Genomic DNA, 25,562 nt, shown 5'->3' with positions numbered 1-25,562 from the left:
GGCTCCGCATTCGTGCGGAGCCCTTTTTTATTGCGTGTTTCCGCCGGGGCTACAGGAAGTAGTAGGTGGCGGCTAGGCCCGTGATGGACATGGTGATGGTATAGGGCAGGGCCAGGATGACCATGCGGCCGTAGGAGAGCCGGATGACCGGGGCCAGGGCCGAGGTCAGCAGGAAGAGGAAGGCCGCCTGCCCGTTGGGCGTGGCCACCGACGGGATGTTGGTGCCGGTGTTGATGGCCACCGCCAGCTTGTCGAAGTGGCGCATCATGTCGCCGACCTGGCCCTGGATGGCCTGGGGCAGCGAGGCGATGACATCGGGGCGGTTCAGGTGCGGGTCGGTCAGCTTGTCCATGAGGGCCACGGAGTCGGTGACGCCGGGGACGGTGCCGAGCAACTGGACAAAGTGCATCTTGGTCTCGGAGATGTAGACCGTGGCCACGAACACGTTGTCGGAGATCATGGAAAGCAGGCCGTTGGCGATGTAGTAGGCCGCCATCTGCATGTGGCCGTGCATGGAGAGGACCAGATGCATGACCGGGGCGAACAGGTGCTGGTCATGGATGACGCCCACGATGGAGAAGAAGACCACCAGCAGGGCGGTGAAGGGCAAAGCTTCCTCGAAGGCCGGGCCGAACTGGTGCTCGTCGGTGTAGCCGTTGAGCGAGGTCAGCAGGACGATGACCGAGAGGCCGATGATGCCGACCTCGGCCAGGTGCAGGGCCAGGGCCACGATCAGCCAGACGCCGATAAGCCCCTGGACGATCAGCTTGGCCTTGCCCTCGGCGCCGCGCTTTTCCTCCATCTGGATGGCGGTCTCCAGCAGGTGGGAGCGGATGTTGCCCGGCATGACCGCGCCGTAGCCGAAGATGTGGAACCGCTCCACGAAGATGCAGGTCAGGAGGCCAACGGCCAGGACCGGCATGGAGACCGGGGCCACCTGGAGGAAGAACGGTATGAAATGCCAGCCCATTTCCTCGCCGATGAGCAGGTTCTGGGGCTCGCCGACCAGGGTGCACACGCCGCCCAGGGCGGTGCCCACCGCGCCGTGCATCATCAGGTTGCGCAGGAAGGCGCGGAACTGGGCCAGCTCCTCGCGCTGCGTCTCCTTGACCGTGCTGTCGGAGCACAGGTCGTGCTCGCACTGCATGTTCTTGCCGGAGGCGAAGCGGTGGTAGACGTTGTAGAAGCCGAAGGCCACCGCGATGATGACGGCGGTGACGGTCAGGGCGTCCAGGAAGGCGGAGAGGAACGCGCCCGCGAAGCAGAACATCAGGGAGATGGCGATCTTGGAGCGCACCCTGGTGAGGATGCGGGTGAAGGTGTATTGCAGGAAGTCCTTCATGAAGTAGATGCCCGCCACCATGAAAATCAGCAGCAGGATGACGGCGAAGTTGTTCTTCGCTTCATGATAGACCGTCAACGGGGTCGTCAGCTTGAAGATGACGGCCTCTATGGCCAGCAGGCCGCCCGCGGGGAGCGGGTAGCATTTGAGCGCCATGGCCAGGGTAAAGATGAATTCGCCGATGAGCACCCATCCGGCGACGAAGGGGCCCGCCGTGTAGATGAGGATGGGGTTGATGATGAGAAAGGCAAGAATCGCCGTCTTGTACCATCCCGGCGCATTGCCGAGAAAGTTCTTGCCGAAGGCAGCCGCTAGTGACTGGGACATGGTGGTTCTCCTAACTCGTGTGACTGGTTGTCGCTGATCCGCCGGCAACCTATTCGCCGATGGTCATTGTCGGATACATGCCCATCCCCGGACCGGATTGGAACGGCTGGAGGATGTTGAAGCAGGCATCCTGCGTCTTTTGTGCGTGACCGCGAGTCTTTTCCGTGCCGTTGTAGTAGGCGCCGTTTTCCTCGCGGATGTGCTCGATGCGGTGCCGGAACGCCTTGACGAAGGCGTCGCCATCCCCCTTGAAGGTGGCGTTTCCGAGCGTGAGATCGGTAGTCTTCGAGAATTGCTCCAAATCCACGCACTGGTTGGCCAGGTCCGCCTGCCGTGTCACGTAACCCCAGATGGCCGAGTTCTCGGGAACCTCGATGGGCTCCTCGGCGTCGATGATGGTGTGCGGCATGACGATGGAGTCGCGGCCGATGGTGATGGCCGCGTCCTTGGTTCCATGAACGAAGGAATTGAAGCCCACGAAAACGTTTTTGCCTATGTGGGCGTGGATGACCTTTCCGCCGTGGGCCGTGACGTCGTTGCCCTCGTAGACGGAGTTCTTGATGAAACAGTTTTCCTGGGCGTTGGAGCCCTTGCCCACGACGGAGTTCTCCACGTGGGCGCGTTGCACGATCAGGCAGTTCTCCCCTATCTCGCATTGTCCCTTGATGACGGCATAGGGGCTTACATAAGTGGACTCGGGAATGTTCTCCAGCGGCTCGGGGGCGAGGGTGGAGTAGACGGGAACGAAGTCCTCCTTGGTTTCGTCCACGTATTCGATGAACTTGCCGGAGAGCTGTCCGTGCTCGTTCAGTTTGACGTATTTTTCCACCACGCCTTCCGGGAAGACGTAGTTGAATTCATAGAGTCCCCGCGCCCGGATCCAGACCCTGCCGGGCTCGATGATCTTGTTGGCCAGGTCGCCCGCCTGGACGTAGGAGAAGTCCCCGACCACGCAGTTGTGCATGACCGAGAAGTCGGCGGTGGCGAAGGGGCCGAGGTAGACGCCTTCGCAGGTGGTGCCGTGGATGTTGGAGAAGTGCATGGCGACCGTGTTCAGGATGCGGAACACCTCGGGCATCTCGGCGTTTTTCGAGTTGTTGTGGACAAGGGTCTTGACCAGGAACGAATTGATGATGCGGATGACCTCGTCATAGAAGAGCCTGGTCTTCACGCCGTTGAACTCCACCACGTCGCCCTTGCGCTTAAGCTCGTCGCCGCGGATGTCGCTCTTGTAGAGGACCGATCGGTCGACCATGGTTTTGCCCAGGAAATAGCTCCCGGCCAGATTGGAGTTCAGGAATTTGAAGCTGAGGGGGTGGTCCTGCGTCAGGGCGTAGAACGCGTAGTAGAGCAGGTGGCGTTCCCTGGGGATGGAATTCTGCAGCAGGGGGCGGACGTCGATGCCGAGCGGCTTGAGGTTCACGTTGACCCTGGAGGCGATATGGTCGAATAAGGCTTCTAATTTTTCCATGGCTTTCCGGGGGTTGTGGAGAACTACGGTTGCCGTGTTCAACACGGCAACCGTAGTTATTCCATATCTTGGTTTGCTTGGCTACCCCCCTGCGGGCAGGGTGATAGGCATACCCATGAGGGGCCAGATGACCAGCACGGCGAGGCCCACCATAACCATGAGCAGCAGCGAGGCGGGGACGCCCCACTTGAAGAACTCGCCGGGGGTGAACTGGCCGGAGTCGTAGGCGATGGCGTTGGGAGCCGCGCCCACCAGGAGCAGGAACGGCATGCCCGCCATGACCAGCGAGGCGTAGAGGATGACCTCAGGAGCCACGCCCAGGTAGGGCGCGATGACGAGTGCGACCGGGAGCGATATGGCTATCGCCGCCACGTTCATGATGAAGTTCGTCATGATCATCACGAAGAAGGCGATGGACATGATGAAGACGAACCAGTTGGCCTCCTGGAACATGACCAGCCAGTTGACGGCCATCCACTTGGCCGCGCCGGTCTCCCACAGGCAGAAGCCGATGGACATGGCGCCCGCGAAGAGCAGGATGATGTTCCAGGGGATGTCTTCCAGGTCCTTGAGGTCCAGGATCTTGAAGACGAAGAACAGGACCGAGGAACAGAGGATGATGGCGGTCTTGTCCACGGCCTTGAGGGCGGGGACGAAGGCGCGCAGGGACATGATGATGATGACGGTGGCCACGATGACGGCGGCCATGATTTCGTTGCGGGTCAGGCTGCCCATCTTGGCGTTGAGCTCGCGGGCCTTTTCGCGCAGGCCGGGGATGCGGTCCTTTTCGGGCTTGAGGAAGATCATGAAGAACAGCCAGAGCAGGAAGGTCATGCCCCATCCGATGGGGGCCATGTAGTAGGTGAGCTCGAAGAATCCGACCTCGACGTGGACGATTTCCTTGAAGAAGCCGAGGGCCACCGCGCCGCGCGCCGCGCCGAGCAGGGTGATGATGGAGCCCGCGCCGGCCACATAGGCCATGCCGATGAACAGTCCCTTGCCGAACTTGGTGGGCCGGTCGCCCTCGCCGTAGAGGGCGTAGATGGCGAGGAGCAGGGGATAGATGGTGGCTGCCACGGCGGTGTGGGCCATGATGTGGGTCAGCGCGGCCGTGACCACGAAGACGCCGAGATAGATCATGGAGGTCCGCTCGCCCACGATGTCGAGCATCTTGTATGCCAGCCGCTTGGTCAGGCCGGTCTTGGTGAAGACCAGGCCGATCATGATGGAGGCGAAGATGAAGAGCACGGACGGGTCCATGAAGTCCTTGAAGGCGACCTTGGCGGGCCGGATCAGGAACATGACCTGGAGGATGCCGATCATCAGCGAGGTGACGCCGATGGGCACGACCTCGAAGACCCACCATGTTCCGGCCAGGAGGAAGACGGCGATGGCGCCCTTGGCCTCCTTGGACAGGATGAAGTGCTGGCCCATCGGGTCGATGGCGTCGGGCCAGGAGGGAGAGAAATAGACGACGGTGAACAGGGTCGCGCCGATGAGCATGAAGACCAGGCGCTTCCAGTCAAAGGCGGGTTTGATGGCGGGAGCTGCTTCCATGGTTTCCTCCTCCCCTACTTGACGTGGCAGGCGAGCATGCGCCTGGTGATTTCGCCAAAGACGTCGCCCATGCGCAGCACGCCGGTGATGGCGCCGTCCCTGCGGACGATGAGGGGCTGGTGCGTCCCGATGATGAAGCGGTGGATGGCGTGCTCCAGCGCGTCTTCCTCGTCCAGGTAGTCGGTCTCTGCGGGCACGTGCATGGCCTCGGAGACCTTGGTGCCATATCCGTTCTGGCAGACCTTGGTCAGGGTGTCGGACCAGAGGCCGAACTCCTTGAAGATGTCCGCCACGTAGCGGTTGGACAGTGTGTCGGACCCCAGGTCCTTCTTGCCAAGCTTTTTGTAATTGGGCTCCAGGGCGAGCATGATGTCGATCATGGTCAGCACGCCCGCCAGATTGCCGTCCCCGTCCACGACGATGACGTCGCGGTGGCCGCTGTCCGCCAGCGCGGCGGCCACTTCGCCGAAGATGGCGTCCACGCCGACGGTGCGGTACTCGCCCACGGGGATCATCAGGTCTTTGACTTTCATATCTTCCTTCCTCCCAACAAACGGTAACAACTTCACAAACCCCTAATGGCCGCTTTTCCTCGATGCAACCGCCGCCCGGAGCTTCCCGAGCAGGTCCTCCAGGTCCACGGGGACGCCCGCCTCGTCAACGACGCCAAGTTTCATGGCCTCGATGGAGAGCGACACCTCGCCGGAGTGGTTGATGAGGATGACGGTGCTTTCCGGGCGTTCCTGCCGGAGTTCGGACAGGAAATAGAGCAGCGGTTCCTTGGGGCTGGAGAGCCCGGCCAGAATCGCCTCGGCGTTTTCCCCGCGCGCCAGTCGGGCGGCCTCTTCGGCGTCCCCGGTGTCCAGAACCGTCAGTCCGCGTTTGGACAGTCTGTCCGCCAGGTTGCGGCGAAAGTCGTCGTCGGCGTCGATGAGCAATACGTGCATGATACCCTTGCCTGAAAAGCGGTTGTCGTTCCTCACGCGACTGGCCCCTTATAGGCAATGGCTATGCCAATATGAAGTTTTTCAGTTGTTGCCGGATGTTGAATGAAAAATGAGAATGGGGTGCGGAAACGCTTAGAAGCAAAATGAAACGTTTTGGTCCAAAACGCGTTTTTGGCCAAGTGTCATTTTGAAACGTATAGAAACGGTGTCGGCTCAGTAGAAGCACATGCCCTTTTCCAGGGCGTCGGTCAGGTAGGATTCGAGTACCAGGTCCACGGGTCCGCAGACGTCGTCCAGGACCTTGATTCCTTTCCAGGTCAGGAAGTCGTGGTATTCCGCCTCGATGCCCGCGCAGATGACCGTGCGGACGTTTTCGCTCAGGGCGAGGCGGCAGGCGGCCTCGGACGAGGCGTTGTTCAGGACCACGACCTTTTCCTTGATGGTGCCCATGGTCAGGGTCTCGCGGGAGAAGGAGACCACGAGCACGTCGGTGGCCAGGTCGAACCGGGGGGCCACGTCGCTGTCCAGCAGGGGGATGAGTATCTTTTCCATGGCCGCCTCAGTCGATGCCGTAGTGTTTCATCTTGCGCCACAGGGTGGAGCGGCCCCAGCCGAGCAGCTCGGCGGCCTGCCGTTTGCGGCCCCCGGTCTTGACCAGGGCGTCGAGGACCATCCGGCGCTGCACCTCCTCCCAGCTCTCGGTCCGGGCCGGGCGGACGTCGGGCTGCGCGGCCGAGGGGCCGGCCGGCTCCGGCTCGGGCTCGGGCGACGGGGCGGCCGGGGCGCGCAGCAGGTAGCCGGGCAGGTGGTGGGTGTGGATCTGTTTGCCGTCGCAGAAATTGACCGCGTACTCGATGAGGTTGCGCAGCTCGCGGACGTTGCCGGGGTAGGGATAGCCCTCCAGCAGGGCCTGGGCGTTGGCCGAGAATCCCTCGACCTTCTTGCCGAACCGGGCCTGGAACATCTTCAGGAAGTGGTCCTGGAGGAGGTGGATGTCGTCCCCCCGGTTGCGCAGGGGCGGCAGGTGGAGGCGGATGACGTTCAGGCGGTAGAGGAGGTCCTGACGGAACCTGCGCTGGCGGACCATCTCCTCCAGGTCGCGGTGGGTGGCCACGATGACGCGCACGTCGGCGTGGAACCCCTTGGTGGAGCCCAGGGGATAGATGACCTTGTCGTCCAGGAAGGAGAGGAGCTTGACCTGGAGGGCCAGGGGCAGGTCGCCGATCTCGGTGAGGAAGAGGGTGCCGCCGTGGGCCATGCGGAATCGGCCGGGCTTGGCCCGGTCCGCGCCGGTGAACGCGCCCTTGGCGTGGCCGAAGAGCTCGGACTCCAGCAGGGTGTCGGGCAGGGCGCCGCAGTTGACCTTGATGAACGGGCCGTCGTTGCGGTCCGAGGCGTTGTGAATCTCCTCGGCGAGCATGTCCTTGCCCGTGCCGGTTTCGCCGGTGATGAGCACCGAGGAGTCGGTCTGGGCGATGGCCGGGACCATGGTGAAGATGCGCTGTATTTCCGGGCTGTTGCCAACAAGGTTGCCGAGTCCGGTCAGCCCGGCGGTCCCTTCCTCCAGGGTGTGGGTGGCCCGGGTGGACACGGTCTCCACCGCACCGCGCACCTCGCCCTTGTCGCCAAGGATGGGCGAAATGGTCAGGCGGACGTAGACCTTGTTGCGGTTGCGGCTGATGATGTTGGCCTCGGCGCTGCGGGCGTCCACCTTCTTCCACCCGGCCAGGACCGGGCAGCCCTTGAAGCAGTAGTCGCAGCGCAGGCCGTGCAGGCACTTGAGGCCCACCAGGGACTGGCGGTCCGCCCCGGTCAGGGTCTCGTAGGTCTTGTTGACCGCGAGCAGGGTGCCGTCCCATCCCATGACGGCCACGCCCAGGGGCAGTTCGTCGAGGAGGTCGGTGAGGCTGTCCGTGTCGGGCAGCAGCCACTTGAGGATGGCGGGATCGAGGGTGGGCACGGGGGGCCGCTCCTGTTCACTGTCGTATTTCGATGCAACGTGAACCGTAATGAAACGTCGCCGCCGTGGCAAGCGGTTCCCGTGGGGAGCGTCTGCTGCCGTCGGGCGGCTAGGCGTGCAGGACCACGGAATAGCCGTTGAACAGGGCGCGGACCGGATCGCCGACGCGCAGGTCGAGCCGGTTTGCGCTGGCCGTGGAGACCACGGAGCAGAGCTCGGCCGCCTCGGAGATGCGGACGATGTATTCGGTGCTGATCTTTCCGGAGGCGATGCGGACCACGGCGCCCTCGAAGACGTTGTCCGCGCTGGAGGACGCTGTCCCGCCGCGTTCGAGCATGACGTAGGGGGCCTTGACCTCGGCCGTGACCAGCTTGCCGGGGGTCAGGCAGAGCCGCTCCAGGCTGTTGAGGGTGATGAGCGTGGCCACGGCGTGGCCGTCGGCCGTGGCCAGCTCCACGCGCGCCTGAATGTCCCCCCTGGCGATGGCCGTGACCTTGCCGTAGAAGGCGTTGCGCGCGCTGGTGCGGCGGTCGGACTCGCGGTCCATGTAGAGCCGCGTCACCTCGCGCAGGTCGGACTCGGAGAAGGAGCCGCTGGACGCCGCCTGGCTAACCACGGACTGGCCGAGCATGAGCTGCACGGCGGGCAGGGGCAGGTTGCCCTGCATCAGTTCCACGGCCCTGGCCTTGCGCAGCATCTCCGGGCTGCCCAGCCGCTTGTCGAACCCGCACGCCTCGGCCCGTTCGTAGAACTTGCGCCGTACAAAGGCCGGGTCCACGTCGAAGCTGTGGTCGATGGAGTCCATGAAGTCCGGGTCGGACATGGCGCGGCGCAGCTCCCCGGCCAGGCTCTCCGAGAGCTGGATGTCCCGCGACGCGCCGTCCTCGTCCCCGCCGCGCAGGTGGACGCGGCACCCGGCGGTGTCGATGTCCCGCCGCAGGTCCAGGGAGAGGGTCTCGTTCAGCTTGGCCCCGGTGTAGCGGATGAGCAGGAAGAGGAGCAGGATGCGCCGCCGCGACAGGCGGACGTCCTGCCGGGGGGACGCCTCGGCCCACTCCCGGAACGCCCGCTCCAGGGTCTGCATCTGCACCGAATCCAGATAGATTTCGCCGCCCGTCCCTGTTCCGGCCATGGAACACTCCGTGTTTTCCGTTGCGTCGGGCGGGCCAGTCCCGCCAACCGGAATTGCATACACGATTTTCCCCTTGACTTCCAGCGCGAGACATCTATCATTGACACGAATATTATATAATCGTGTCAATGATCGGAGGCAGCCATGTTTTTCCCGACCGCAGGCATTACCGTTGATCCCTGGATTCCGCCGCTGGTGGCGTTCGGCATCTCCTTTTTCACCTCCATGGCCGGGGTTTCCGGCGCATTCCTGCTTCTTCCCTTCCAGATGAGCTTTCTCGGGTTCACGTCCCCGTCGGTGAGCGCGACCAACCATCTCTTCAACATCGTGGCCATTCCCAGCGGGGTGTACCGCTACCTGAAGGAAGGGCGGATGGTCTGGCCCCTGGCCTGGGTCGTCATCCTCGGCACCCTGCCGGGTGTGATCGTCGGGGCGGTGGTGCGCGTGGCGTATCTGCCCGATCCGGCAAACTTCAAGGGGTTCGCGGCCCTGGTCATGCTCTACATCGGCGGCCGGATGGTCTGGGACCTGGCGAGGGGGCGCAACGGCAGGCAGGACCGGGCCGCGGCCGAGCGCCGGTTCCAGGACCTGGTGCGCAACCGGGGGGACGCGTGCGGCGCCGGGGCCGCCGTGTCGGTCCGCAGAATGAACCTGCGCGAGATCGCCTTCTGCTTCCATGGCGAGGAATTCGTCATCCACACGCCGGGCATTTTCGCCCTGAGCTTCGGGGTGGGCATCGTGGGCGGCATCTACGGCATCGGCGGCGGCTCGATCATCGCCCCGTTCTTTGTGGCCGTGTACGGGCTGCCGGTCTACATCGTGGCCGGGGCGGCCCTGATGGGCACCTTCGTCACGTCCATCGCCGGAGTGGTCTTCTTCCAGGCCATCGCCCCCATCTATCCCGAGATGTCGGTCTCGCCGGACTGGCTGCTCGGCATCCTCTTCGGCCTGGGCGGCATGGCGGGCATGTACTTCGGGGCCCGCTGCCAGAAGCACGTTCCGGCCAGGGTCATCAAGTGGATGCTGGTGGCCATCATCCTGTTCACCGCCTTCAAGTACCTGCGGGCCTTCATCGCCGGACTGTAGGGCCGGACTGTAGGGCCTGCCTGTCGCGGCGGGCCCTACTCCACCGGGAAGTCGAAGTAGGTGTCCGGGAAGGGCTCGTCGATCAGGGTGAAGTGCCACCATTCCTCGCTGAGAGGCTTGAACCCGTGGCGGGCCATGGCCTCGCGCAGCAGGGCGCGGTTGGCCCTGGCCTGCGGCGGCAGGTCGAGGTTGCCGGGCCAGGAGAGGCGGCCGAAGAAGTCGAAGGGGCCGCCCATGTCCAGGTCAAGGCCCGTCCGCAGGTCGATGACGGTCAGGTCCACGGTGGAGCCGCGCGTGTGGCCCGACCGGGTGGCGATGTACCCATCGCGGAACAGGTTCTTCTTGTCCACGTCCGGATAGAATTCCGCCTTCATCTTGGTGTCCTTGAGGTTCCGGCCCCAGCGCACGAAGTGGTCCACGGCCCGTTGCGGCCGATAGCCGTCGTAAATCTTGAGCCCGAGCCCGAAGGCCTTGAGGTCCTCCTGGACCCCGGCCAGGGCTTCGGCCGCCGGTCGGCTGAGGATGACCTGCGGGGCCAGGTAGCCGTCTACGGGCGCACCCACGAAGTTGTGGGCGGTGCAGTAGCGGACGTCGAGGACCGCGCCGGGCACGAGGTCCCCGACGTGGACGAAGCCTTCGGGCAGTTCGGCGGCGCGGACCGGCGCCGCGAGGCAGAAAAGAGCCAGGAGGAAGGGCAGCAGGCGTGGAAGTCGCATGGGCGCATCCTTGGTTTCGGGGAGTGATGGCCCCCACGATACCCCGAATCGCCTGCCGGATTCAAGGGGCGGGCGCGGGAAAGATGCCGGCCCTTTCTGTCTTGTCGGACTCGCCGGTGAGGATGCGCCAGCCGTTGGCGTATATGTTGAACGATTCCTTGCGCAGCCTGCCCACCAGGGTCAGGTTGTTCTCCTCGGCATAGCGGACGCCCGAACTGGTGGCGGCGGAAAAGCCGCAGAGGACCGGGATGTTGGCCGTGGCCGCCTTGACCGCCAGCTCCAGGGCCAGGCGGGAGGAGAGCATGGCGATGGCCGCCTGCCCGAGGGTCCCCTCCAGCAGGGCGCGGCCGATGGCCTTGTCGAAGGCGTTGTGTCGCCCGACGTCCTCGCCGAAGGCGATGAGCTGGCCGTCGGCCGTGAACAGGGCGGCCGCGTGGGTGGAGCCGGTGTCGCGGTAGAGGTTCTGGCGGCGCTCGAAAGCCGCCTTGAACTCGAAGAGCCGGTGGGCCCCGATGCGCACGGGCCGGGGCGAGGGAAAGATGCGCCGGATGTCCGCCGGGGCGTCGAGCCCGACCTCGGCCCTGGCCACGCCCCGGTAGCTGAAGCCGACGGACGCCAAGTCCCCGGCCTCGCGGATGCGGGAGGTGCAGAAGAGGTAGCCCGCCACCAGGTTCAGGTCGTCGCCAGGCGTCCGGGAGAGCAGGGCCTCCTGTTGCCCGTTGATGAGCAGCCGCAGGGTCGATTCCTCGGCGATGGCGTCGTCACGGAAGACGAGTCGGCCGTTCTCGTACCGTTGCAGGGTAGTCGGATGCAGGCGCGAGAGCCCGCCTTCCCCGGCGCGGGGCTGCCGGGGAGGGGCGGGGACGGGTTTCAGGTGCGGCGTGCCCATGGGGCCTTTATTCCGCGCTGTTCCACAGCGTGGCGGTGACGGGGACGAGGCCGCTCTTGCGGGCGAAGATATCCAGGTGGATCAGGCCCACCTGGATGGCGTCCAGGTCCGGGTGCGGCTCGCACTCGCGCAGGTCGATGCTCAGGCAGTAGTGCCCGCATTTGTGGCAGGCCTCCACCCGTTCGAAGCGGGTCTTGTCCGAGGTGAACACCTCGCGCGACTGATTCTCGTCGTTGCCGCAGGCGGCGCAGGCGTTGCGCTTGTATCGCCAGTTCTGGCCGCACAGGGAGCAGTGAAGATACTTCTTGCCGCCGCCGCCCACCAGTTGGTCGAGGCCCGTGACCTCCTTGGGCGAGAGGTAGGAGATGGACGGCGAGGAGCCGCAGACCGGGCAGTAGGCCTGATCCCAGTCCGAGTCGGTCAGGGGCTTGTCCAGGCCCGAGATTATAGCACGGAGGACGGGAGCGAAAATGGTCTCCGAAAGGAACAGGAGCGTGGCCGCCGGTTGGACGCCCAGCTCCGCGGAGGTGTTCTCGAAGCGTTTTGCGTTGCCCTCAATCCTGGCCTGGGCAAGCCCCACGAGGTTGTCCGAGGCCGCGAAATGCGCGGCGATCCGGTCCGCCGTCTCCCCGTTCAGCCGCAGGGCGTCCGCCAGGACAGGCAGGAGCGCCGCGGCCGAACGCTTGAGCGCCTCGCCGCAGGGGGCGAGGTCCGCGTCCACCAGCAGGGAGACCCCGGCGGCCAGCCGAGACGGGTCCGGGGCCGGGAGTTTCGGCATGGTGTCGGCGAGCTCGTCGGCCATTTGCGCCACCGCGCGGAGCAGGGGGCCGAACCGTTCGGTCAGCTCCCGGTAGGCGGGGGTGCGTTCGGTGAGGAGGGTGAGGGTGTCGTTGACCCGGGCGAGGGCGGATTGCGTGCGCATGTGCGTCCTTTGGACCCTTCCGGGCCGGGACGCGCGACGCGTCCCGGCCGGAAGGGCGGGTTGTCGTTAGGCCTTCATGGCCTTGAAGGGCCTCGCCAGGGTGGCGAGGAACTGCTGCTTGGACATCGGGCCGAGGCCCGCGTCGGCCACGGAGTGCTTATGGTAGTTCTCCGGCTTGTCGATGAGCAGGTAGATGACGTTGACCGAGTCGGGGTCGGCCAGCATGGCGTCGGGCCACTTCTCCTTGAGCTTGGCCAGCCGTTCCTGCCCGAGCTTCAGCATCTCCTCGCGCTCGCCGAAGTTCATGGCCCCGGTGGGGCAGACCTTCACGCAGGCGGGGAGCATCCCGGCGTGGACGCGCTCGTTGCACATGGTGCACTTGGCCAGGAGGCCGGTCTTGGCGTCGCGGCGGGGGATGTCGTACGGGCAGGCTTCCTTGATCTCCTTGAACTGCTCGTCGCTGAACTTCCGGGTCTTCTCCGTGTAGAGGATGGCCCCGGTCTTTTCGTCCTGGACGATGGCGTTCTCGATGTACAGGTCGCCGGTCTCCTTGCAGGGAGCGATCTCACAGTGGCGGCACTGGTCGGGGAAGAAGTTCCACCGGACCGTCCCGTTGTCGAGGTGCTCGCTGAACCGGACGAGTTTGTAGTTGTAGGCGTTGAGGTCCTGCGGATTCTGGTGGCTGCCCCAGTGGTACTGGGTGGTCTTGTTGGCCGGCAGCTCATGCCATTCCTTGCAGGCGATCTGACATCCGCGGCACGCGGTGCAGCGGGAGGTGTCTACGAGTATGGTCTTGGGCATGGCGTTCTCCTTTCGCTAGGTTGCGAGCTCGGTGAGCTTGTCGGCCTTGCGGACGTTGACGCAGCAGGCCTTGAACTCCGGGATGGTGGTGTTCGGGTCGCCCACCGACGGCGTGAGCCGGTTGGTGGAGTCGCCGGTCCCGGGGGTCGTCCAGCCGAAGCAGAACGGCATGCCGATTTCGTGGATGGTGCGGCCGTGCACCTGGAACGGCCGTATGCGGATGGTCACCATGGCGATGGCCTCGACCCGTCCGCGAATGGACTCGATGATGACGCCGTCGCCGTTCTTGATCCCCTTCTCCTTGGCCAGTTCCGGGCTCATCTCGACGTAGAGCTGCGGCTCGGCTTCGAGCAGGTTGGGCACGTTGCGGGTCTCGCCGCCGCCGCACCAATGCTCGGTCAGGCTGTAGGTGGTCAGGACGATGGGGTAGTTCGGGTCCGCGGGCTTGGCCAGCTTGTCCATCTCGCTCGCCACGAACTTGTAGACCGGGCTGTTGAGCTGCTTGGAGAACTTGTTGCTGTCAACGGGAGTCTCCACCGGCTCGTAGTGCTCGGAGAACGGGCCGTCCTGACGGCCGGGGCCGTAGAGCTGGCCGAAGCCGTGCTTGGACATGATGAACGGGTGCTTGCCCTTGCCGGTGGCCATGGGCGGCCAGCCGCCGTCGGGCACGTCGCCGATCCACTTGCCGTCCTTCCACTCGATGACGGCCTTGGCCGGGTTGTACGGCTTGCCGTTCAGGTCCACGGAGGCGCGGTTGTAGAGGATGCGGCGGTTGACCGGCCAGCACCAGGCCCAGTTCGGGTACAGGCCGATGTTCTTCTGCATCTCGGTCTGCTTGGTGCTGCGGCGCTTGGACTTGTTGCCGTCCTCCTCGGTGTAGCTGCCCGCGTACAGCCAGTTCAGGCTGGACGTGGAGCCGTCGTCCGCCAGCGCGGTGAAGGACGGAACCTGCTGGCCCGCCTTGTACAGCTTGCCCTTGACCTCGGTGTCCTTGGTGAAGCGGCCGTTGATGCGGGCGCACAGGTCGTCCGGGTCGTACTTGTCCGGGTAGTCCAGCCAGGTCACGGCCTCGGGGAGCTTGCCGCCCTCCTTCGCGTACAGTTTCTGCACGCGCTTCATGAAGCCGCAGAACATGTCGCCGAAGGGCTTGGCCTCGTATGCGGGCTCCACGGCCTTGTAGTGCCAGAGGTGCCAGCGGCCGGAGTTGGTCACCGAGCCTTCCTTCTCCAGACGGTGGGCGGACGGGAGCAGGAACACCTCGGTCTTGACCTTCTTGGGGTCGATGCCGGGGCGGTGCCAGTTGTCCGTGGTCTCGGTGTTGTGCAGTTCGGAGGTGACCAGCCACTCCAGGTTGTCCAGCGCCTTGCGCAGCTTGTTGGTGTTGGGCACGGAGTTCATCGGGTTGAGGCCGATGATGATGCCGCCGCGAATTTCGCCCCGGTACATGCGGTCGAACAGGAAGAGGTAGGAATAGTCCTCGCCCTTTTCGATCTTGGGCAGCAGTTCGTAGCAGAAGCCGTTTTCCTTGGTGGCGTGCTCGCCGTACCAGGCCTTGAGCAGGCTGGCGAAGTACTTGGGCTTGTGCTGCCACCAGTTGGCGGACATGGGATCGTTGCTCACCGGGGTGTTGCCCTTGATATACTCGTCGTAGGTCTGCCAGCCGTTGTGCGGCATGGCCATGTAACCCGGGATGATGTGGTACAGCAGGGTGTGGTCGGTGGAGCCCTGGACGTTGGGTTCGCCGCGCAGGGCGTTGATGCCGCCGCCCGCCACGCCGATGTTGCCCAGCAGGAGCTGGATGATGCCCGCCGAGCGGATGTTCTGGACGCCCACGGTGTGCTGGGTCCAGCCCAGGGCGTACATGACGGTGCCCGCCTTGTCCGGCTTGCCGGTGGCGGCGAAGGCCTTGTAGACCTTGAGCAGGTTCTCCTTGGTCACGCCCGTGGTGGTGGAGACGGTGTCCAGGTCGTAGCGGCTGTAGTGTTCCTTCAGCAGTTGGAAGACGCAGCGGGGGTCCTTGAGGGTCTTGTCCCTCTTGGGCACGCCGTTTTCATCGAGCTCGAAGCCCCACTTGGACTTGTCGTAGGTCCTGGTCTTGGGGTCGTAGCCGGTGAAAATGCCGTCCTTGAATCCGAAGTCCTTGCCCACCACGAGCGAGGCGTTCGTGTATTCAACGATGTATTCCTTGAAGTATTTCTCGTTGTCGACGATGTACTTTATCATGCCTCCCAGGAAGGCGATGTCCGTGCCGGACCTGAGGGGGACATGGAAATCCGATCTGGCGGACGTGCGCGAGAACTTCGGGTCCACGTGCATGACGGTGGCTCCCTTGTCCTTGGCCTGCAACACCCACTTGAAGGAAATCGGATGATGTTCGGCAGCATTGCTGCCCATTATGAGGATGGAATCGGCATTCTTGATGTCGATCCAGTGATTGGTCATCGCACCGCGTCCGAACGACTCTCCCAGAGCCGCAACTGTGGCGCTGTGTCAGATACGCGCCTGGTGGTCCATGTGGACGACACCCAGGCCGCGCATCGCCTGATGTGCGATGGCGCATTCCTCGTTGCCCGCGTGGGAGGTGCCCAGCAGGAACATGGATTCGAGACGGTTGACGGTTTTGCCGGACTTGTCCTTGAGGATGATGTCCTTGTCGCGGGTGTCCTTGATGCGCCGGGCGATCTTGTCGAGCATCCAGTCCCAGGGCTTCTCTTCCCACTTGTCGCTGTAGGGGGCGCGGTACAGGGGCTTGTGCAGCCGGTTGTGCTCGGTGGTCATGGAGAACATGGCCGCACCCTTGGCGCACAGCGCGCCCTCGTTGATGGGGTAGTCCGGGTCGCCTTCGGTGCTGACGAGCTTCCCGTCCTTCACGTAGCCGATGACGTGGCAGCTTACGGAGCAGAAGGGGCAGACGGTCACAACCTCTTTGGCGCCGGTGATCTTGAGCTGACCGGCATAGGCCTTGACCGGAGTCAGGCTGACTCCGAGCTGGCCGAGGGTGAGAGACGCCGCACCCACGCCCGCGAGCTTCATGAAGCTTCGGCGGTCGAGTTGCATAAACAGTGGCCTCCTGAATTTGTGCCCCGCCAGGGCGGCGCGGCAGCGTTCGTCCCGGGCACGCCGCCCAGGTATTGCCACGATAGCATAAAAGTAAATTATATCAATGTGTTAAATTTAACACATAGCAAAAACGGCGAAAACATTTCAGCGGTATTTGACCGGGGCGAAGGGAAGATACTGGCCGCTTTTCTCCAGGGCGAAGCGTTCCACTTCCCGGAACCACTCGTCAAAGTCGTGGGCCAGGCCGCTGCCGAAGAGGGTCAGGTGGTAGCCCTCGCGTCGGCTCCCGGCCCGTTCGATGAGCTTTTCGCCGAAGAGTTTTTCCGTGGCCTTGATCTTGCCCCAGGCGCCCCGGTAGGACATGCCCAGGGACTCGGCGGCGGCTTTCAGCGAGCCGCATTGCTCCACCTTGCGCAATAGCTGCAACCGACCGAGGCCGAAGAGGACGCCGTCGCCCGTCTCCAGCCACAGGTGCAGGCGCATGACGGGGCGCTCAGGACATTCGGGACCGGTGGGCACGGTTTCGAGTTCATGCATGGCGGCCTCCTTGCGGCTGCGAGAGCCCGGCGACTTTCGGGCAAGGGCGCATTCTGCTCCGTTTGACATAATGCATTCCTAGGAAAAGACGTGACGCGTCACAATGGCTCACCACTTGCTCGTGCTTTGGCACCGGATATTTTTTTGTGTGTATAACAGGATGGTTATAGGCTTGCTCCCCGATGACGGTGAAATGCAAAAACGAATGTTCTTCTGAATATAGTCAGTGGATTCAGCGTGTTATTAAATTGTTACGGGAGCGAGAAAAAAGAAGAAAATAGCTATGCCAAACCGTGGGGCAGTCCGGTAAACAGGAGAAATCGACCTGTGCGGCACACGAGTCCGGGGGGCTCGGGGGGAGGCCCGCCGTCTGTCGGCGGCAAGCAAAGAAAAACGAAAGGGTTGCGGCATGACGTCGCAACCCTCCAGTTTTTTTCAGGATGCGGGCCGGATCAGCGAATCTGTTCCAACATTCGCCGGGCGGCGGCGTTGTCCGGGGTCGCCTCCAGGTAGGCCTCCAGGTGGGGGACCGCCTTGGCGTACTGGCCGGTCTGATAATAGTATTGGGCGAGGTTCGCCCGGATGGAGATCAGCTTCGGGTTGGCCCGTACCGCCTCTTCAAGCAGGGCCACGCCCTCGGCCTGGCGGCGCTGGGCGAAGAGCATACGGCTGAGCCGGATGTAGGGCAGGGGGACTTCCGGGCGCAGCCGGATCATGGCCCGCAGTTGCTCCTCGGCCTTGTCCAGGTCGCCTCCGGCTTCGTAGATCAGGGCCAGGTCGTTGCGGAAGAAGAAGTTGTCCGGCTCCAGCCCGATGGCCGTGAGGTAATAGGGAATGGCCTCGTCCATCCGGTTCAACTGGGCCAGCCCCTTGCCCACCAGGGACTGGGCCTTGGCGTTCTCCGGCCGCTTGGCGATGACGTCCCGCCACATGAACAGCTCGCCCTGGGCGTAGTCCATGTTGCGGGCGAAGGTCAGCATGGCGCAGGCGGCGACGGCCGTCGCCCAGAGGGCCAGGGCCGCGATGGTCAGGTTGACGCCGGTCCGTTGGCGGGCCAGGCGCGCCAGGTCGTGGACGGCCAGGCACGCCAGGGTCGTCAGCCCCGCCAGGGGCAGGTACATGCGGTGCTCGAAGGCCAGGTCGTTGATGGGCAGGAAGCTGGACGACGGGGCCAGGCAGATCCAGAACCAGCCCAGGAAGAAGCCGTAGACGCTGCGCCGACGGATCAGCAGGACCGTGCCCGCGAGGCACAGCAGGATCACGGCCGCGAAGGGCAGGGCCCGCGCCACGGGGGAGACGGGCCATTGGTAGTCGAGGCAGAGCCCCACCGGCCAGACGGCCAGCCGCAGATAGTGCAGGATGACCTCGGGCTGGGAGAGGGCGTAGTCCAGCACGGAAAAGTTTTGCGCGGTGGTGTCGCTCGACACGTACTGGCCGAGGTTGAAGGCCAGGACGGCCAGGCAGGCCAGGTGCCCGGCGTAGAGGAGCCGGTGTCGGCGCAGCCCCTCCTTGAGGGAGTCGCTGACGAACCAGCGGTCATAGAACAGGATGAGCGCCGGGGCCAGGACGATCGCCTCCTTGACGAAGACGCCCAGGAGGCAGCAGGCGACGGAGCCCGCCTGCCAGGGGCGGGGCCTGGCCCGGTCCATGGAGATCATGGCCAGGAGCACGCTGGCCAGGAGGCAGAGCCCCAGCAGTGATTCGCACCGCTGGATGATATAGGTGACGGCCTGGGTCTGGAGGGGATGGACGGCCCACAGGGTGGCGCTGGCCATGGCCAGCCAGGGAGCCGCCGCCGCGTACCGGCCGGTCCGTTCCCCTGCCAGCATGCGCCGGAGGATGGCGAAGAGGGCCAGGGCCGCTCCCAGGTGGATGAGCATGTTGAGCAGGTGGTAACTCCAGACGTCGAGGCCGCTGATGGCGTAGTTGACGGCCAGGGAGACGTTGACCAGTTGCCGCCGGAAGATGTTGACCGAGCTCGGGGGAGTGAAGGAGTCCCAGAAACGGGTGATGGACGGGTTCTGGTAGATGCAGTTGCCGTCGTCGAGGAGGAAGCCTCCCTGGAGGCTGTTCGCATAGGCGGCGACGGTCGCCAGGGCGATGACGCCAAGGGGCAACCAGCGGGTGAAAAGGTCGTTTTGTCTCGGCTGCATGGGCATGGGTGGTTAAGGGTTGCGGGCGGCGATGATCCCTTGGGTCAGCAGGAGGGGCCACAGGATGCCGGTCGCCAGGACGGACGCGCCGGGCGGGAGGGCGTCGGCCACCTCGCTGGCGGACAGGGGGCGCTCGTCGGGGAACGCCCAGCGCCCGAGCCGCTCCGCTCCCCGGCGGATGGCCCGGTAGAGCTGGGTGGGGGTGGGGAAGGTCAGGATGACCAGCCCGCCGGGCCGGGCGGCGGCGAAATGGGTCTCGACGGCCCGCCGGGTGCCCGCCGGGTCGAAATGCTCGATGAGCCCGGCGCTGAACACGATGTCGGCCCGCATCGTCGAGTCCGGGGCGTCCAGCACGCTGCCCTGCACGGCGCGGACGGCCGGGTCGTCGCGCGTGGCGTCGGCGAACATCCGGACCGCCTTCGCGTTGCTGTCCATCACGGTGTAGGCGGCCGGGGAGAGGGCGTCGCGCAGGGCCCGGAAGAAGCAACTGTTGCCGCCGCCGTATTCGAGGATCGAGGGCCGGGCCGGGCCGTGGAGCCTCATCAGGCGGACGAGCCGCCCGGTGGTGTAGGCGCGGGTGAAGCGGGAGGCCCAGAAGGGCGTTTCGTAGTATTTGTCCCAGTCTGTCTGCATGTGCGCGGTCCTGTCAGTGGATGAAGACGAGGATCTTCTGGAGGGCGAAGCTGGTGAAGAACAGGAGCGTGTCGACAAGGATCTTGGCGAGGTAGGGGTTGCATCCGGCTGCCACGAGCAGGCTGATGCCCTGGTAGGCGACGGTGGTCAGGGCGGTGACGAGCATCGCGTATTTGAGCAGCTCCCAGAGGATGCTCCGGTCGGAGTTGAAGACGAATTTCTTGGACAGGATGAACTGGGAGAGCCCGGCCACGATCCTGCCCGCCAGGATGCTCGACAGCAGCGTGCCCGAGGCGAAGAAAAAGGCCGAGAAGACCAGGGTGTCGATGAGGCTGACGAACAGCGAGGAGGTGATGAACCGGAAGAAGACGAAGTATATTTTCATCGAATCCAGGACCGGATTGAAATGCGACCCCCGGTTGCCGTCGAGGTAGACCGTGGCGATGGGCACCTGGATCAGGGGGACGGACTGGCGGCACGCCCTGGCCAGGGCCTCGAATTCGAAATCGTAGCCCGAGGAGGGCAGGGAGAGGATGTCGCGGGCGAACTCGCGGGGGAGCCCGCGCAGGCCGGTCTGGGTGTCGGTCAGCGGACAGCGCAGGAAGAAGCGGAAGAGCTTCGAGGTCAGCAGGTTGCCGATGCGGCTGCGCAGCGGGGTCCCGCCGCCGAAGTCCCGCGTGCCGAGCACCAGGGAGCCGGGCGATCGGACCAGGGCGTCGGCCACGGCCAGGATGTCCTCGGGGCGGTGCTGGCCGTCGGCGTCGGCGGTGACGATGCCGACCGCTTCCGGAAAGCCGTGCAGGATGTGGTTGAGGCCGGTCTTGAGGGCCTGGCCCTTGCCCATGTTCTTTTCATGGATGAGGACGGTGACGCCGTTCCGTTTTTTCAGTTCGGCGAAGACCGGGGCCGTTCCGGCTGCGCTGCCGTCGTTGACCACGACCACGGGGTGCGGGCCGTTGGCCCGGAGCGCGTCCACGAGCGTCACGAGGGCGTTTTGGGGCTGGTAGGCCGGGATCAGTATGACCACCGTTTCATTCATTACCAGGTTGATAAAGGGAAGCGGGTTGCGGGTCAAGGCGGCGGGCGTTTCCGGAGGGGCGGCAAAAAGGGCGGGCCCGTCCTTGGAGGCGGGCCCGCCCTTGTCGTGATCCGTGCGGAGCAGGGGCTAGATCGCGGTCGCCACGAAGCTGGCGGCGTCGATGTTGTTGTCGGTCGGCTGCATGTTGTCGTCCACCTCGTGGATGAGGGCAACCAGGTAGTCCGGGGTGCTGTCGTTGGATGTGTCCGACTCGTACCAGAGCAGGCCGGTGTCGCCATTGCTGAGGTATACGAGGCCCGAGGTCTCGCCGGCTCCGAAGGTGGCGTTGGTGCCGTCGTAGCTGGTGAGGGCGCAGAAGTTGTCGGTGTTGAAGGTGTCGCCGTCGAAGAAGTCGAAGGCCGTGGCGTTGAGTCCGATCTTGTCCACGTTGGCGTTGAAGTCCATGATTTCGTCGTAGTCTGCGGCCGGGATGGTCTGGATGGAGAATGTGTCGCTGCCCAGGCCGCCGCTCAGGTTGTCCGCGCTGTCCCCGCCCGAGAGCAGGTCGTCGCCGCCCGCGCCGAAGAGCGTGTTGCCGCTGGAATTGCCGATGAGCACGTCGTTGTAGGCGGAGCCCACGGCGTGTTCGATGTTCGAGAAGGTGTCGGTGTAGCCCCATCCGTCCGTGGCCTGGCCGGTGGACAGGTTCACGGTCACGCCCTGCGGGTCGTAGGAGTGGCAGATGGTGTCCTCGCCGACGCCGCCGTCCAGGACGTCAGCGCCCTTGCCGCCGATCAGCGCGTCGTTGCCGTCGTTGCCGTGCAGGGTGTCGTTGCCGTCGTCGCCGAAGAGCCGCTCGTTGGCCGTGGTGCCCTCGTAAGTGTCGTCGGTGGTGTCGCCCGCCCAGTTGATGTCGCCGCCGGGGTTGGTGATGGTGGAGCCCCGGGCGAAGACGTCGTTGAAGCTGAACGAGTCGCCGAAGATGTTGGCCACCACGCCCTGATATGCGCCGTCGGCGTCCGTCGGGTGTTCGTCGTAGGTCAGGACGTTGCCGTCCGTGGCGAAGTGCAGGTAAGGCTGGTCGGTGCTTTCGCCGTCGATGACGCCGTCGTAGGGGATGGAGTCGTCCACGTACCAGCGCAGGGGCGTGTCGGCCATGTCGCCGGTGAGCAGGATCATGTCCGTCCCGCCCTCGAAGTTTTCGATGGTGTCGCCGTTCGTGCTCTGGATGACGTTCGCCGCATACTGGTAGACGAATCGGTCCGCGCCGTCGCCGCCGTCGAGCCAGTCGTCGCCCGCCAGGCCCTGGAGGGTGTCGTTGCCCGCGTCGCCGTAGATGAAGTCGTCCTCGCTGCTGCCGTAGACCGCGTCGTTGCCGTCGCCCATGTGCACGGTCCATTCGCCGAGCATGTTCGAAAAGTCCATGCTGTCCAGGTAGAGGACGTCGTTGCCCGCCGTGCCCTGGATGAGCAGGGTGGCGTCGGCCGAGCCGTCGAACTCGTACCCCGACCCGCAGACCTGGCTCGCGCCGAAGGTGAAGGCCTGGTAGTCCGGGATTTCGATGACCTCGATGTTCGACAGGGTCATGTTCGAGAAGTCCACGCTGGCCGTGTCGGTCAGGGTGTCGTTGCCCGCGCCGCCGTCGATGGTGTCCGAGCTGTGGACGCCCGTGCTGGTGTCCTGCCCGCCGTAGGCCATGAGCAGGTCGTCGCCGTCGCCGCCCGAGAGGCTGTCGTTGCCCAGGCCGCCGATCAGGGTGTCGCGGCCGCCGTTGCCGAACAGGGTGTCGTTGCCCTCGTCGCCCGCCATGGTCTCGCCATGGCCGGTGCCGGTGACGGATTCGTCGCCCGAGGAGCCGAGGACCGAGAGGGCGTCGAAGTAGTTCCAGTCGGTGAGGTCGAGATGGGTCAGGTCCACCACGTCGCCCGCAGCCAGGATCACGGAAAGGGTGGCGATGCTGCCGGAATCGGACAGGCCCTTCAGCTTCCAGTCGCGCCCGTCGAGCAGGTTGCCGGAAAGCTGGGCCACGGTGCCGCCGGAGATGCTCAGGTTCTCGATGTTGTCGAGGGTGGCGAGGTTGGTCAGGTCGAGGGTGTCGGAGCCGTTTATCTCGACGGTGTCCGAGCCGTCGCCGCCGTCGATGACCGTGCCGTCGCCGACCTGGCCTCCGATGGTGAAGGTGTCGTCGCCATCCTCGCCGTAGAGGGAGTCCGCGCCCACGATGTTGCCGAACGAATCCCCGCCGTCGCCGCCGTAGAAGGTGTTGTTGTCGTAATTGCCGTGCAGGGTGTCGCCGTAGTCGGAGCCGACGATGACCTCGACATTGTTCACGCTGTCGGTCTCTCCCCAGCCGTTGACGACGTAGCCGTCGCCCAGCCAGACCTGGATGGCGTCGGGGTCTTCTTCGTAGGTGACGGTGTCGACGCCCGCGCCGCCGTCGAACGTGTTGGCGCCGTCCCAGCCGCCGAAATAGTCGTTGCCGCCGCCGCCCGTGAAGGTGTCGTCCCCGGCCGTGCCCTCAAGCTCCTCGACGTTGGTCAGGGTGTCGCTCCACATGGCGTCCCCGCCTTCAACGATCCACCGGCTGTCGCCCGCGTCCCAGGTGAAGGTGACGCCGTTGTTCAGGGCCCAGTAGGTGACCTTGTCCCAGTCGCCGCCGTTCAGGGGGTCGCTGCCGCCGTCCACGATGTCGTCGCCCTCGCCGGGCATGAACTCCTGGTCGCCGCCGTCGCCGGAGAAGGTGTCGTCGAAGTGCGAGCCCCAGACCATGTCGATGTTGGTCAGGGTATCGGTCTCGCCGCTGGCGTCGACCGTGCCGTTGGCGCCGGTCATGCTCGCGGAGATTCCGCCCGTGGCGTACTCGTAGGAGACGATGTCGAAGCCCGTCCCGGCATCGGAGTCGTGGACCGAGCCGCCGTTGATGGAGTCGGACCCGCCGCCGTCGAAGAAGACGTTGGCCCAGCCGTCGTCGCCGGTGTAGGTGTCGTCGTGGGCGGTGCCCCGCACGGCCTCGATGCCGGTCAGGGTGTCGGTGTCCGATCCGCAGGTGACGATGCCGGTCGTCAGGTTGGCGTTGATGGCCTGGTCCGCCGTCTCGTAGGAGGCCAGGTCGAGCTCGCGCCGCTCCTCGTCGTTGTCGCCGCCGGCCAGGGAGTCCGAGCCCGCGCCGCCGATCAGGCAGTCCTGGCCCGCGCCGCCGTCCAGGGAGTCGGCCCCGTCGCCGCCGTCCAGGGAGTCGGCCCCGTCGCCGCCGACCAGGTTGTCGTCGCCCGCGCCCCCGACGAGCGCGTCGTCCGCTTCGGCCCCGATGATGATCTGGTCGAAGCTTCCGACCGTGGAGCCGTCCCAGAGCAGGGCCTGGCCGTCGGTCAGGGCCATGCCGTCCACGGTCAGGGTCGATCCGGCGTCCGCCAGACCGTCGTGGGCCGTGAGGTCGGTGTCGTCGGAGAGGACGATGTGTTCGACGCCCTCGATGTTGTCCAGGGTCGAGGGGGTGCCGTTTTCGAAGTAGACCCAGTCGGTGCCGGAGCCGCCGAGGATGGTGTCCTCGCCCCCGCCGCCATGGAAGGTGTCGTCGCCCGCGCCGCCCGCGAAGAATTCGTCGGACGAGGTGCCCGTCAACTGGTCGTCGCCGTCGCCGCCCCGGACGCCCTCGAAGTCGCCTGCGGAGATGACGTCGCCCGTGGCGTCGCCGCCCGTGGCCGTGAGGTTGTTCAGGTCGATGGTGACGCCGGTGGTGTCGCCCTCGTAGGAGAGGATGTCGAACCCGGCCCCGCCGACCAGGGTGTCCGCGCCCGCGCCGCCCTTCAGGGTGTCGTCGCCCGCGCCGCCGGTCAGCGAGTCGTCCCCTTCGCCGCCGTCGATGTAGGTGGCGGCGTTCCAGGTGGTGATGACGTCGTCGCCCGCGAGCCCTTCGATCTTGAAGAGGTCGTTCGCGTCCCATTCGTTCATCGCGATGGTGTCGCCGCCGAGGTTGAGGATGTCGACCCCGCCGACGTCACGGACCAGGACGGTCTCGCCGGTGGAGCTGCCCTGGCCGTCGCCGTAGATGGCGGTCAGGCCCGTCAGGACGTTCTCCATGCCGAAATCGAGGGTGGCGGTCTGCGAGGCGGAGACGGCCAGTTCCTCGATGCCGTCCACGGTCCCGGCGTCGGCGAAGGAGGTGGAGGTCTGGACCAGGATGCGGTCGTTGCCGGCCCCGCCGTGGATTTCCTCGCCCGCGTCCACGTCGCCGGTGTTGAAGACGAAGGCGTCGTCGCCGTCGCCGCCGGTCAGGACGTCCGCGCCGTCGCCGCCTTCGATGGTGTCGTCGTAAGCGCCGGTTGTCAGCGCGTCGTCGCCGTGGCCGCCGATGACGTTCTGGTACTTGGCCGCCGAGGAGCCGTCATAGGAAATGGTGTGCGACGCGCCCACGTCGTCGCCCATGATGGTGATGGTCTCCTCGTCATCCAGGCCGGAGCCGGAATAGACGATGACGTTGTCCACGTCGTCCAGGTAGACGTGCTCCACGAAGCTTACGTTGTCGAGCTCGGAGGTCCCCCCGGCGTCGGTGTAGTAGAGGGAGTCGTCGCCCGCGCCGCCGTCGATGGTGTCGTTGCCGTCGAGCCGGACGCCCATGTAAATCCTGTCGTCGCCATCGCCGCCGTCGATGGAGTCGTTGCCGTCTCCGTAGGCGAAGATGCTGTCGTCGCCGCCCAGTCCGCGCAGGGTGTCGTCGCCGTCGCCGCCGAAGATGGTGTCGGCGAGGTCCGCGCCCTTGAGGTAGTCCTTGCCGCCGCCGCCGAGCAGGTAGAAGTGGCTGTCCGTGTCGTTGTAGGCCCAGAAGGTCACGCTGGCGGTCTGGGATCCGTCCAGGGTCAGGGTGCCGCCCGCGCCCACCAGCGCGTCCGGCGTGGACTCGATGTCCACGGACGTCGTGCCGAGCTGAAGGTATTCCACCGAGGTGACGTTGTTCAGCGCCAGGGTGTCGGACGCGCCGTCGAAGGCCAGGGTATCCGCGCCGTCGCCGCCG

The 25,562-nt window shown here is 65.2% G+C and carries 19 protein-coding genes; 1 reads left to right on the top strand and 18 read right to left on the bottom strand.

Annotated elements, in window-relative coordinates; all coding sequences use genetic code 11:
• Positions 1–49: 49 nt before the first annotated feature.
• The 8 genes from nhaB to PHP91_RS08720 all read right to left on the bottom strand — a co-directional run bounded on the left by nhaB (position 50) and on the right by PHP91_RS08720 (position 8,736).
• Positions 50–1,669, bottom strand: a complete 1,620-nt coding sequence (nhaB, locus tag PHP91_RS08755; RefSeq protein WP_300139637.1) for a sodium/proton antiporter NhaB — start codon at positions 1,667–1,669, stop codon at positions 50–52.
• Positions 1,670–1,718: 49 nt separating this feature from the next.
• Positions 1,719–3,140: a transferase gene (locus PHP91_RS08750; protein ID WP_300139635.1), complete on the bottom strand. Its 1,422-nt coding sequence runs from the start codon at positions 3,138–3,140 to the stop codon at positions 1,719–1,721.
• Between the two features lie 81 nt (positions 3,141–3,221).
• Positions 3,222–4,697, bottom strand: coding sequence for an SLC13 family permease (locus tag PHP91_RS08745; protein WP_300139633.1), 1,476 nt, complete (start codon positions 4,695–4,697; stop codon positions 3,222–3,224).
• Positions 4,698–4,711: 14 nt separating this feature from the next.
• On the bottom strand, positions 4,712–5,230 hold the full coding sequence (locus tag PHP91_RS08740) for a CBS domain-containing protein (RefSeq protein ID WP_300139632.1): 519 nt from the start codon (positions 5,228–5,230) through the stop codon (positions 4,712–4,714).
• 42 nt (positions 5,231–5,272) lie between these two features.
• Positions 5,273–5,644: a response regulator gene (locus PHP91_RS08735; RefSeq protein WP_300139630.1), complete on the bottom strand. Its 372-nt coding sequence runs from the start codon at positions 5,642–5,644 to the stop codon at positions 5,273–5,275.
• Positions 5,645–5,857: 213 nt separating this feature from the next.
• On the bottom strand, positions 5,858–6,196 hold the full coding sequence (locus tag PHP91_RS08730; RefSeq protein WP_300139628.1) for a NifB/NifX family molybdenum-iron cluster-binding protein: 339 nt from the start codon (positions 6,194–6,196) through the stop codon (positions 5,858–5,860).
• Between the two features lie 7 nt (positions 6,197–6,203).
• Complete coding sequence (locus PHP91_RS08725) at positions 6,204–7,604, bottom strand: sigma 54-interacting transcriptional regulator (protein WP_300139626.1); 1,401 nt, start codon at positions 7,602–7,604, stop codon at positions 6,204–6,206.
• 109 nt (positions 7,605–7,713) lie between these two features.
• Entirely contained in the window at positions 7,714–8,736 is a 1,023-nt protein-coding gene (locus PHP91_RS08720; protein ID WP_300139624.1) for a TOBE domain-containing protein, read from the bottom strand.
• A gap of 144 nt (positions 8,737–8,880) precedes the next feature.
• On the opposite strand from PHP91_RS08720, the gene PHP91_RS08715 reads away from it, so the two are divergent.
• Positions 8,881–9,822, top strand: a complete 942-nt coding sequence (locus tag PHP91_RS08715) for a sulfite exporter TauE/SafE family protein (RefSeq protein WP_300139622.1) — start codon at positions 8,881–8,883, stop codon at positions 9,820–9,822.
• A 35-nt stretch (positions 9,823–9,857) separates the two neighbouring features.
• On the opposite strand, the gene PHP91_RS08710 is transcribed toward PHP91_RS08715, so the two are convergent.
• The 10 genes from PHP91_RS08710 to PHP91_RS08665 form a co-directional block, all read right to left on the bottom strand.
• The gene (locus PHP91_RS08710; protein ID WP_300139620.1) at positions 9,858–10,538 is read right to left on the bottom strand and encodes a M15 family metallopeptidase; all 681 of its coding nucleotides are present in this window, start codon (positions 10,536–10,538) and stop codon (positions 9,858–9,860) included.
• A gap of 61 nt (positions 10,539–10,599) precedes the next feature.
• Positions 10,600–11,427: a formate dehydrogenase accessory sulfurtransferase FdhD gene (locus PHP91_RS08705; RefSeq protein ID WP_300139618.1), complete on the bottom strand. Its 828-nt coding sequence runs from the start codon at positions 11,425–11,427 to the stop codon at positions 10,600–10,602.
• Between the two features lie 7 nt (positions 11,428–11,434).
• Positions 11,435–12,349, bottom strand: coding sequence for a formate dehydrogenase accessory protein FdhE (locus PHP91_RS08700; protein WP_300139616.1), 915 nt, complete (start codon positions 12,347–12,349; stop codon positions 11,435–11,437).
• 66 nt (positions 12,350–12,415) lie between these two features.
• Positions 12,416–13,150 carry a 4Fe-4S dicluster domain-containing protein gene (locus PHP91_RS08695; RefSeq protein ID WP_300139614.1) on the bottom strand — a complete coding sequence of 245 codons (735 nt, stop codon included), beginning with the start codon at positions 13,148–13,150 and terminating at the stop codon, positions 12,416–12,418.
• Between the two features lie 15 nt (positions 13,151–13,165).
• A complete protein-coding gene (gene fdnG, locus PHP91_RS08690; protein WP_300139612.1) occupies positions 13,166–16,207 on the bottom strand; it encodes a formate dehydrogenase-N subunit alpha in 3,042 nt (1,013 codons plus the stop codon).
• Between the two features lie 147 nt (positions 16,208–16,354).
• Entirely contained in the window at positions 16,355–16,747 is a 393-nt protein-coding gene (locus PHP91_RS08685) for a LysR family transcriptional regulator (protein ID WP_300139610.1), read from the bottom strand.
• Between the two features lie 452 nt (positions 16,748–17,199).
• Positions 17,200–18,900, bottom strand: coding sequence for a tetratricopeptide repeat protein (locus PHP91_RS08680; protein ID WP_300139608.1), 1,701 nt, complete (start codon positions 18,898–18,900; stop codon positions 17,200–17,202).
• Positions 18,901–18,912: 12 nt separating this feature from the next.
• A complete protein-coding gene (locus PHP91_RS08675) occupies positions 18,913–19,533 on the bottom strand; it encodes a class I SAM-dependent methyltransferase (protein ID WP_300139606.1) in 621 nt (206 codons plus the stop codon).
• A gap of 13 nt (positions 19,534–19,546) precedes the next feature.
• A complete protein-coding gene (locus PHP91_RS08670) occupies positions 19,547–20,560 on the bottom strand; it encodes a glycosyltransferase (RefSeq protein ID WP_300139604.1) in 1,014 nt (337 codons plus the stop codon).
• 138 nt (positions 20,561–20,698) lie between these two features.
• A partial coding sequence (locus PHP91_RS08665) for a calcium-binding protein (RefSeq protein WP_300139602.1) occupies positions 20,699–25,562 on the bottom strand: 4,864 nt, incomplete at its 5' end.

It is taken from the genome of Pseudodesulfovibrio sp., from assembly GCF_028692895.1.
Taxonomy (GTDB): domain Bacteria; phylum Desulfobacterota; class Desulfovibrionia; order Desulfovibrionales; family Desulfovibrionaceae; genus Pseudodesulfovibrio.
Note: the sequence above shows the minus strand (reverse complement) of the source record. Positions and strands in the feature narration are given on the sequence as shown.

Bases quoted from the DNA above. Each gene is read 5' to 3' on its own strand.
- nhaB (WP_300139637.1), bottom strand. From the start codon at position 1,669: ATGTCCCAGTCACTAGCGGCTGCCTTCGGCAAGAACTTTCTCGGCAAT.
- PHP91_RS08750 (WP_300139635.1), bottom strand. From the start codon at position 3,140: ATGGAAAAATTAGAAGCCTTATTCGACCATATCGCCTCCAGGGTCAAC.
- PHP91_RS08745 (WP_300139633.1), bottom strand. From the start codon at position 4,697: ATGGAAGCAGCTCCCGCCATCAAACCCGCCTTTGACTGGAAGCGCCTG.
- PHP91_RS08740 (WP_300139632.1), bottom strand. From the start codon at position 5,230: ATGAAAGTCAAAGACCTGATGATCCCCGTGGGCGAGTACCGCACCGTC.
- PHP91_RS08735 (WP_300139630.1), bottom strand. From the start codon at position 5,644: ATGCACGTATTGCTCATCGACGCCGACGACGACTTTCGCCGCAACCTG.
- PHP91_RS08730 (WP_300139628.1), bottom strand. From the start codon at position 6,196: ATGGAAAAGATACTCATCCCCCTGCTGGACAGCGACGTGGCCCCCCGG.
- PHP91_RS08720 (WP_300139624.1), bottom strand. From the start codon at position 8,736: ATGGCCGGAACAGGGACGGGCGGCGAAATCTATCTGGATTCGGTGCAG.
- PHP91_RS08715 (WP_300139622.1), top strand. From the start codon at position 8,881: ATGTTTTTCCCGACCGCAGGCATTACCGTTGATCCCTGGATTCCGCCG.
- PHP91_RS08710 (WP_300139620.1), bottom strand. From the start codon at position 10,538: ATGCGACTTCCACGCCTGCTGCCCTTCCTCCTGGCTCTTTTCTGCCTC.
- PHP91_RS08705 (WP_300139618.1), bottom strand. From the start codon at position 11,427: ATGGGCACGCCGCACCTGAAACCCGTCCCCGCCCCTCCCCGGCAGCCC.
- PHP91_RS08700 (WP_300139616.1), bottom strand. From the start codon at position 12,349: ATGCGCACGCAATCCGCCCTCGCCCGGGTCAACGACACCCTCACCCTC.
- PHP91_RS08695 (WP_300139614.1), bottom strand. From the start codon at position 13,150: ATGCCCAAGACCATACTCGTAGACACCTCCCGCTGCACCGCGTGCCGC.
- PHP91_RS08685 (WP_300139610.1), bottom strand. From the start codon at position 16,747: ATGCATGAACTCGAAACCGTGCCCACCGGTCCCGAATGTCCTGAGCGC.
- PHP91_RS08680 (WP_300139608.1), bottom strand. From the start codon at position 18,900: ATGCAGCCGAGACAAAACGACCTTTTCACCCGCTGGTTGCCCCTTGGC.
- PHP91_RS08675 (WP_300139606.1), bottom strand. From the start codon at position 19,533: ATGCAGACAGACTGGGACAAATACTACGAAACGCCCTTCTGGGCCTCC.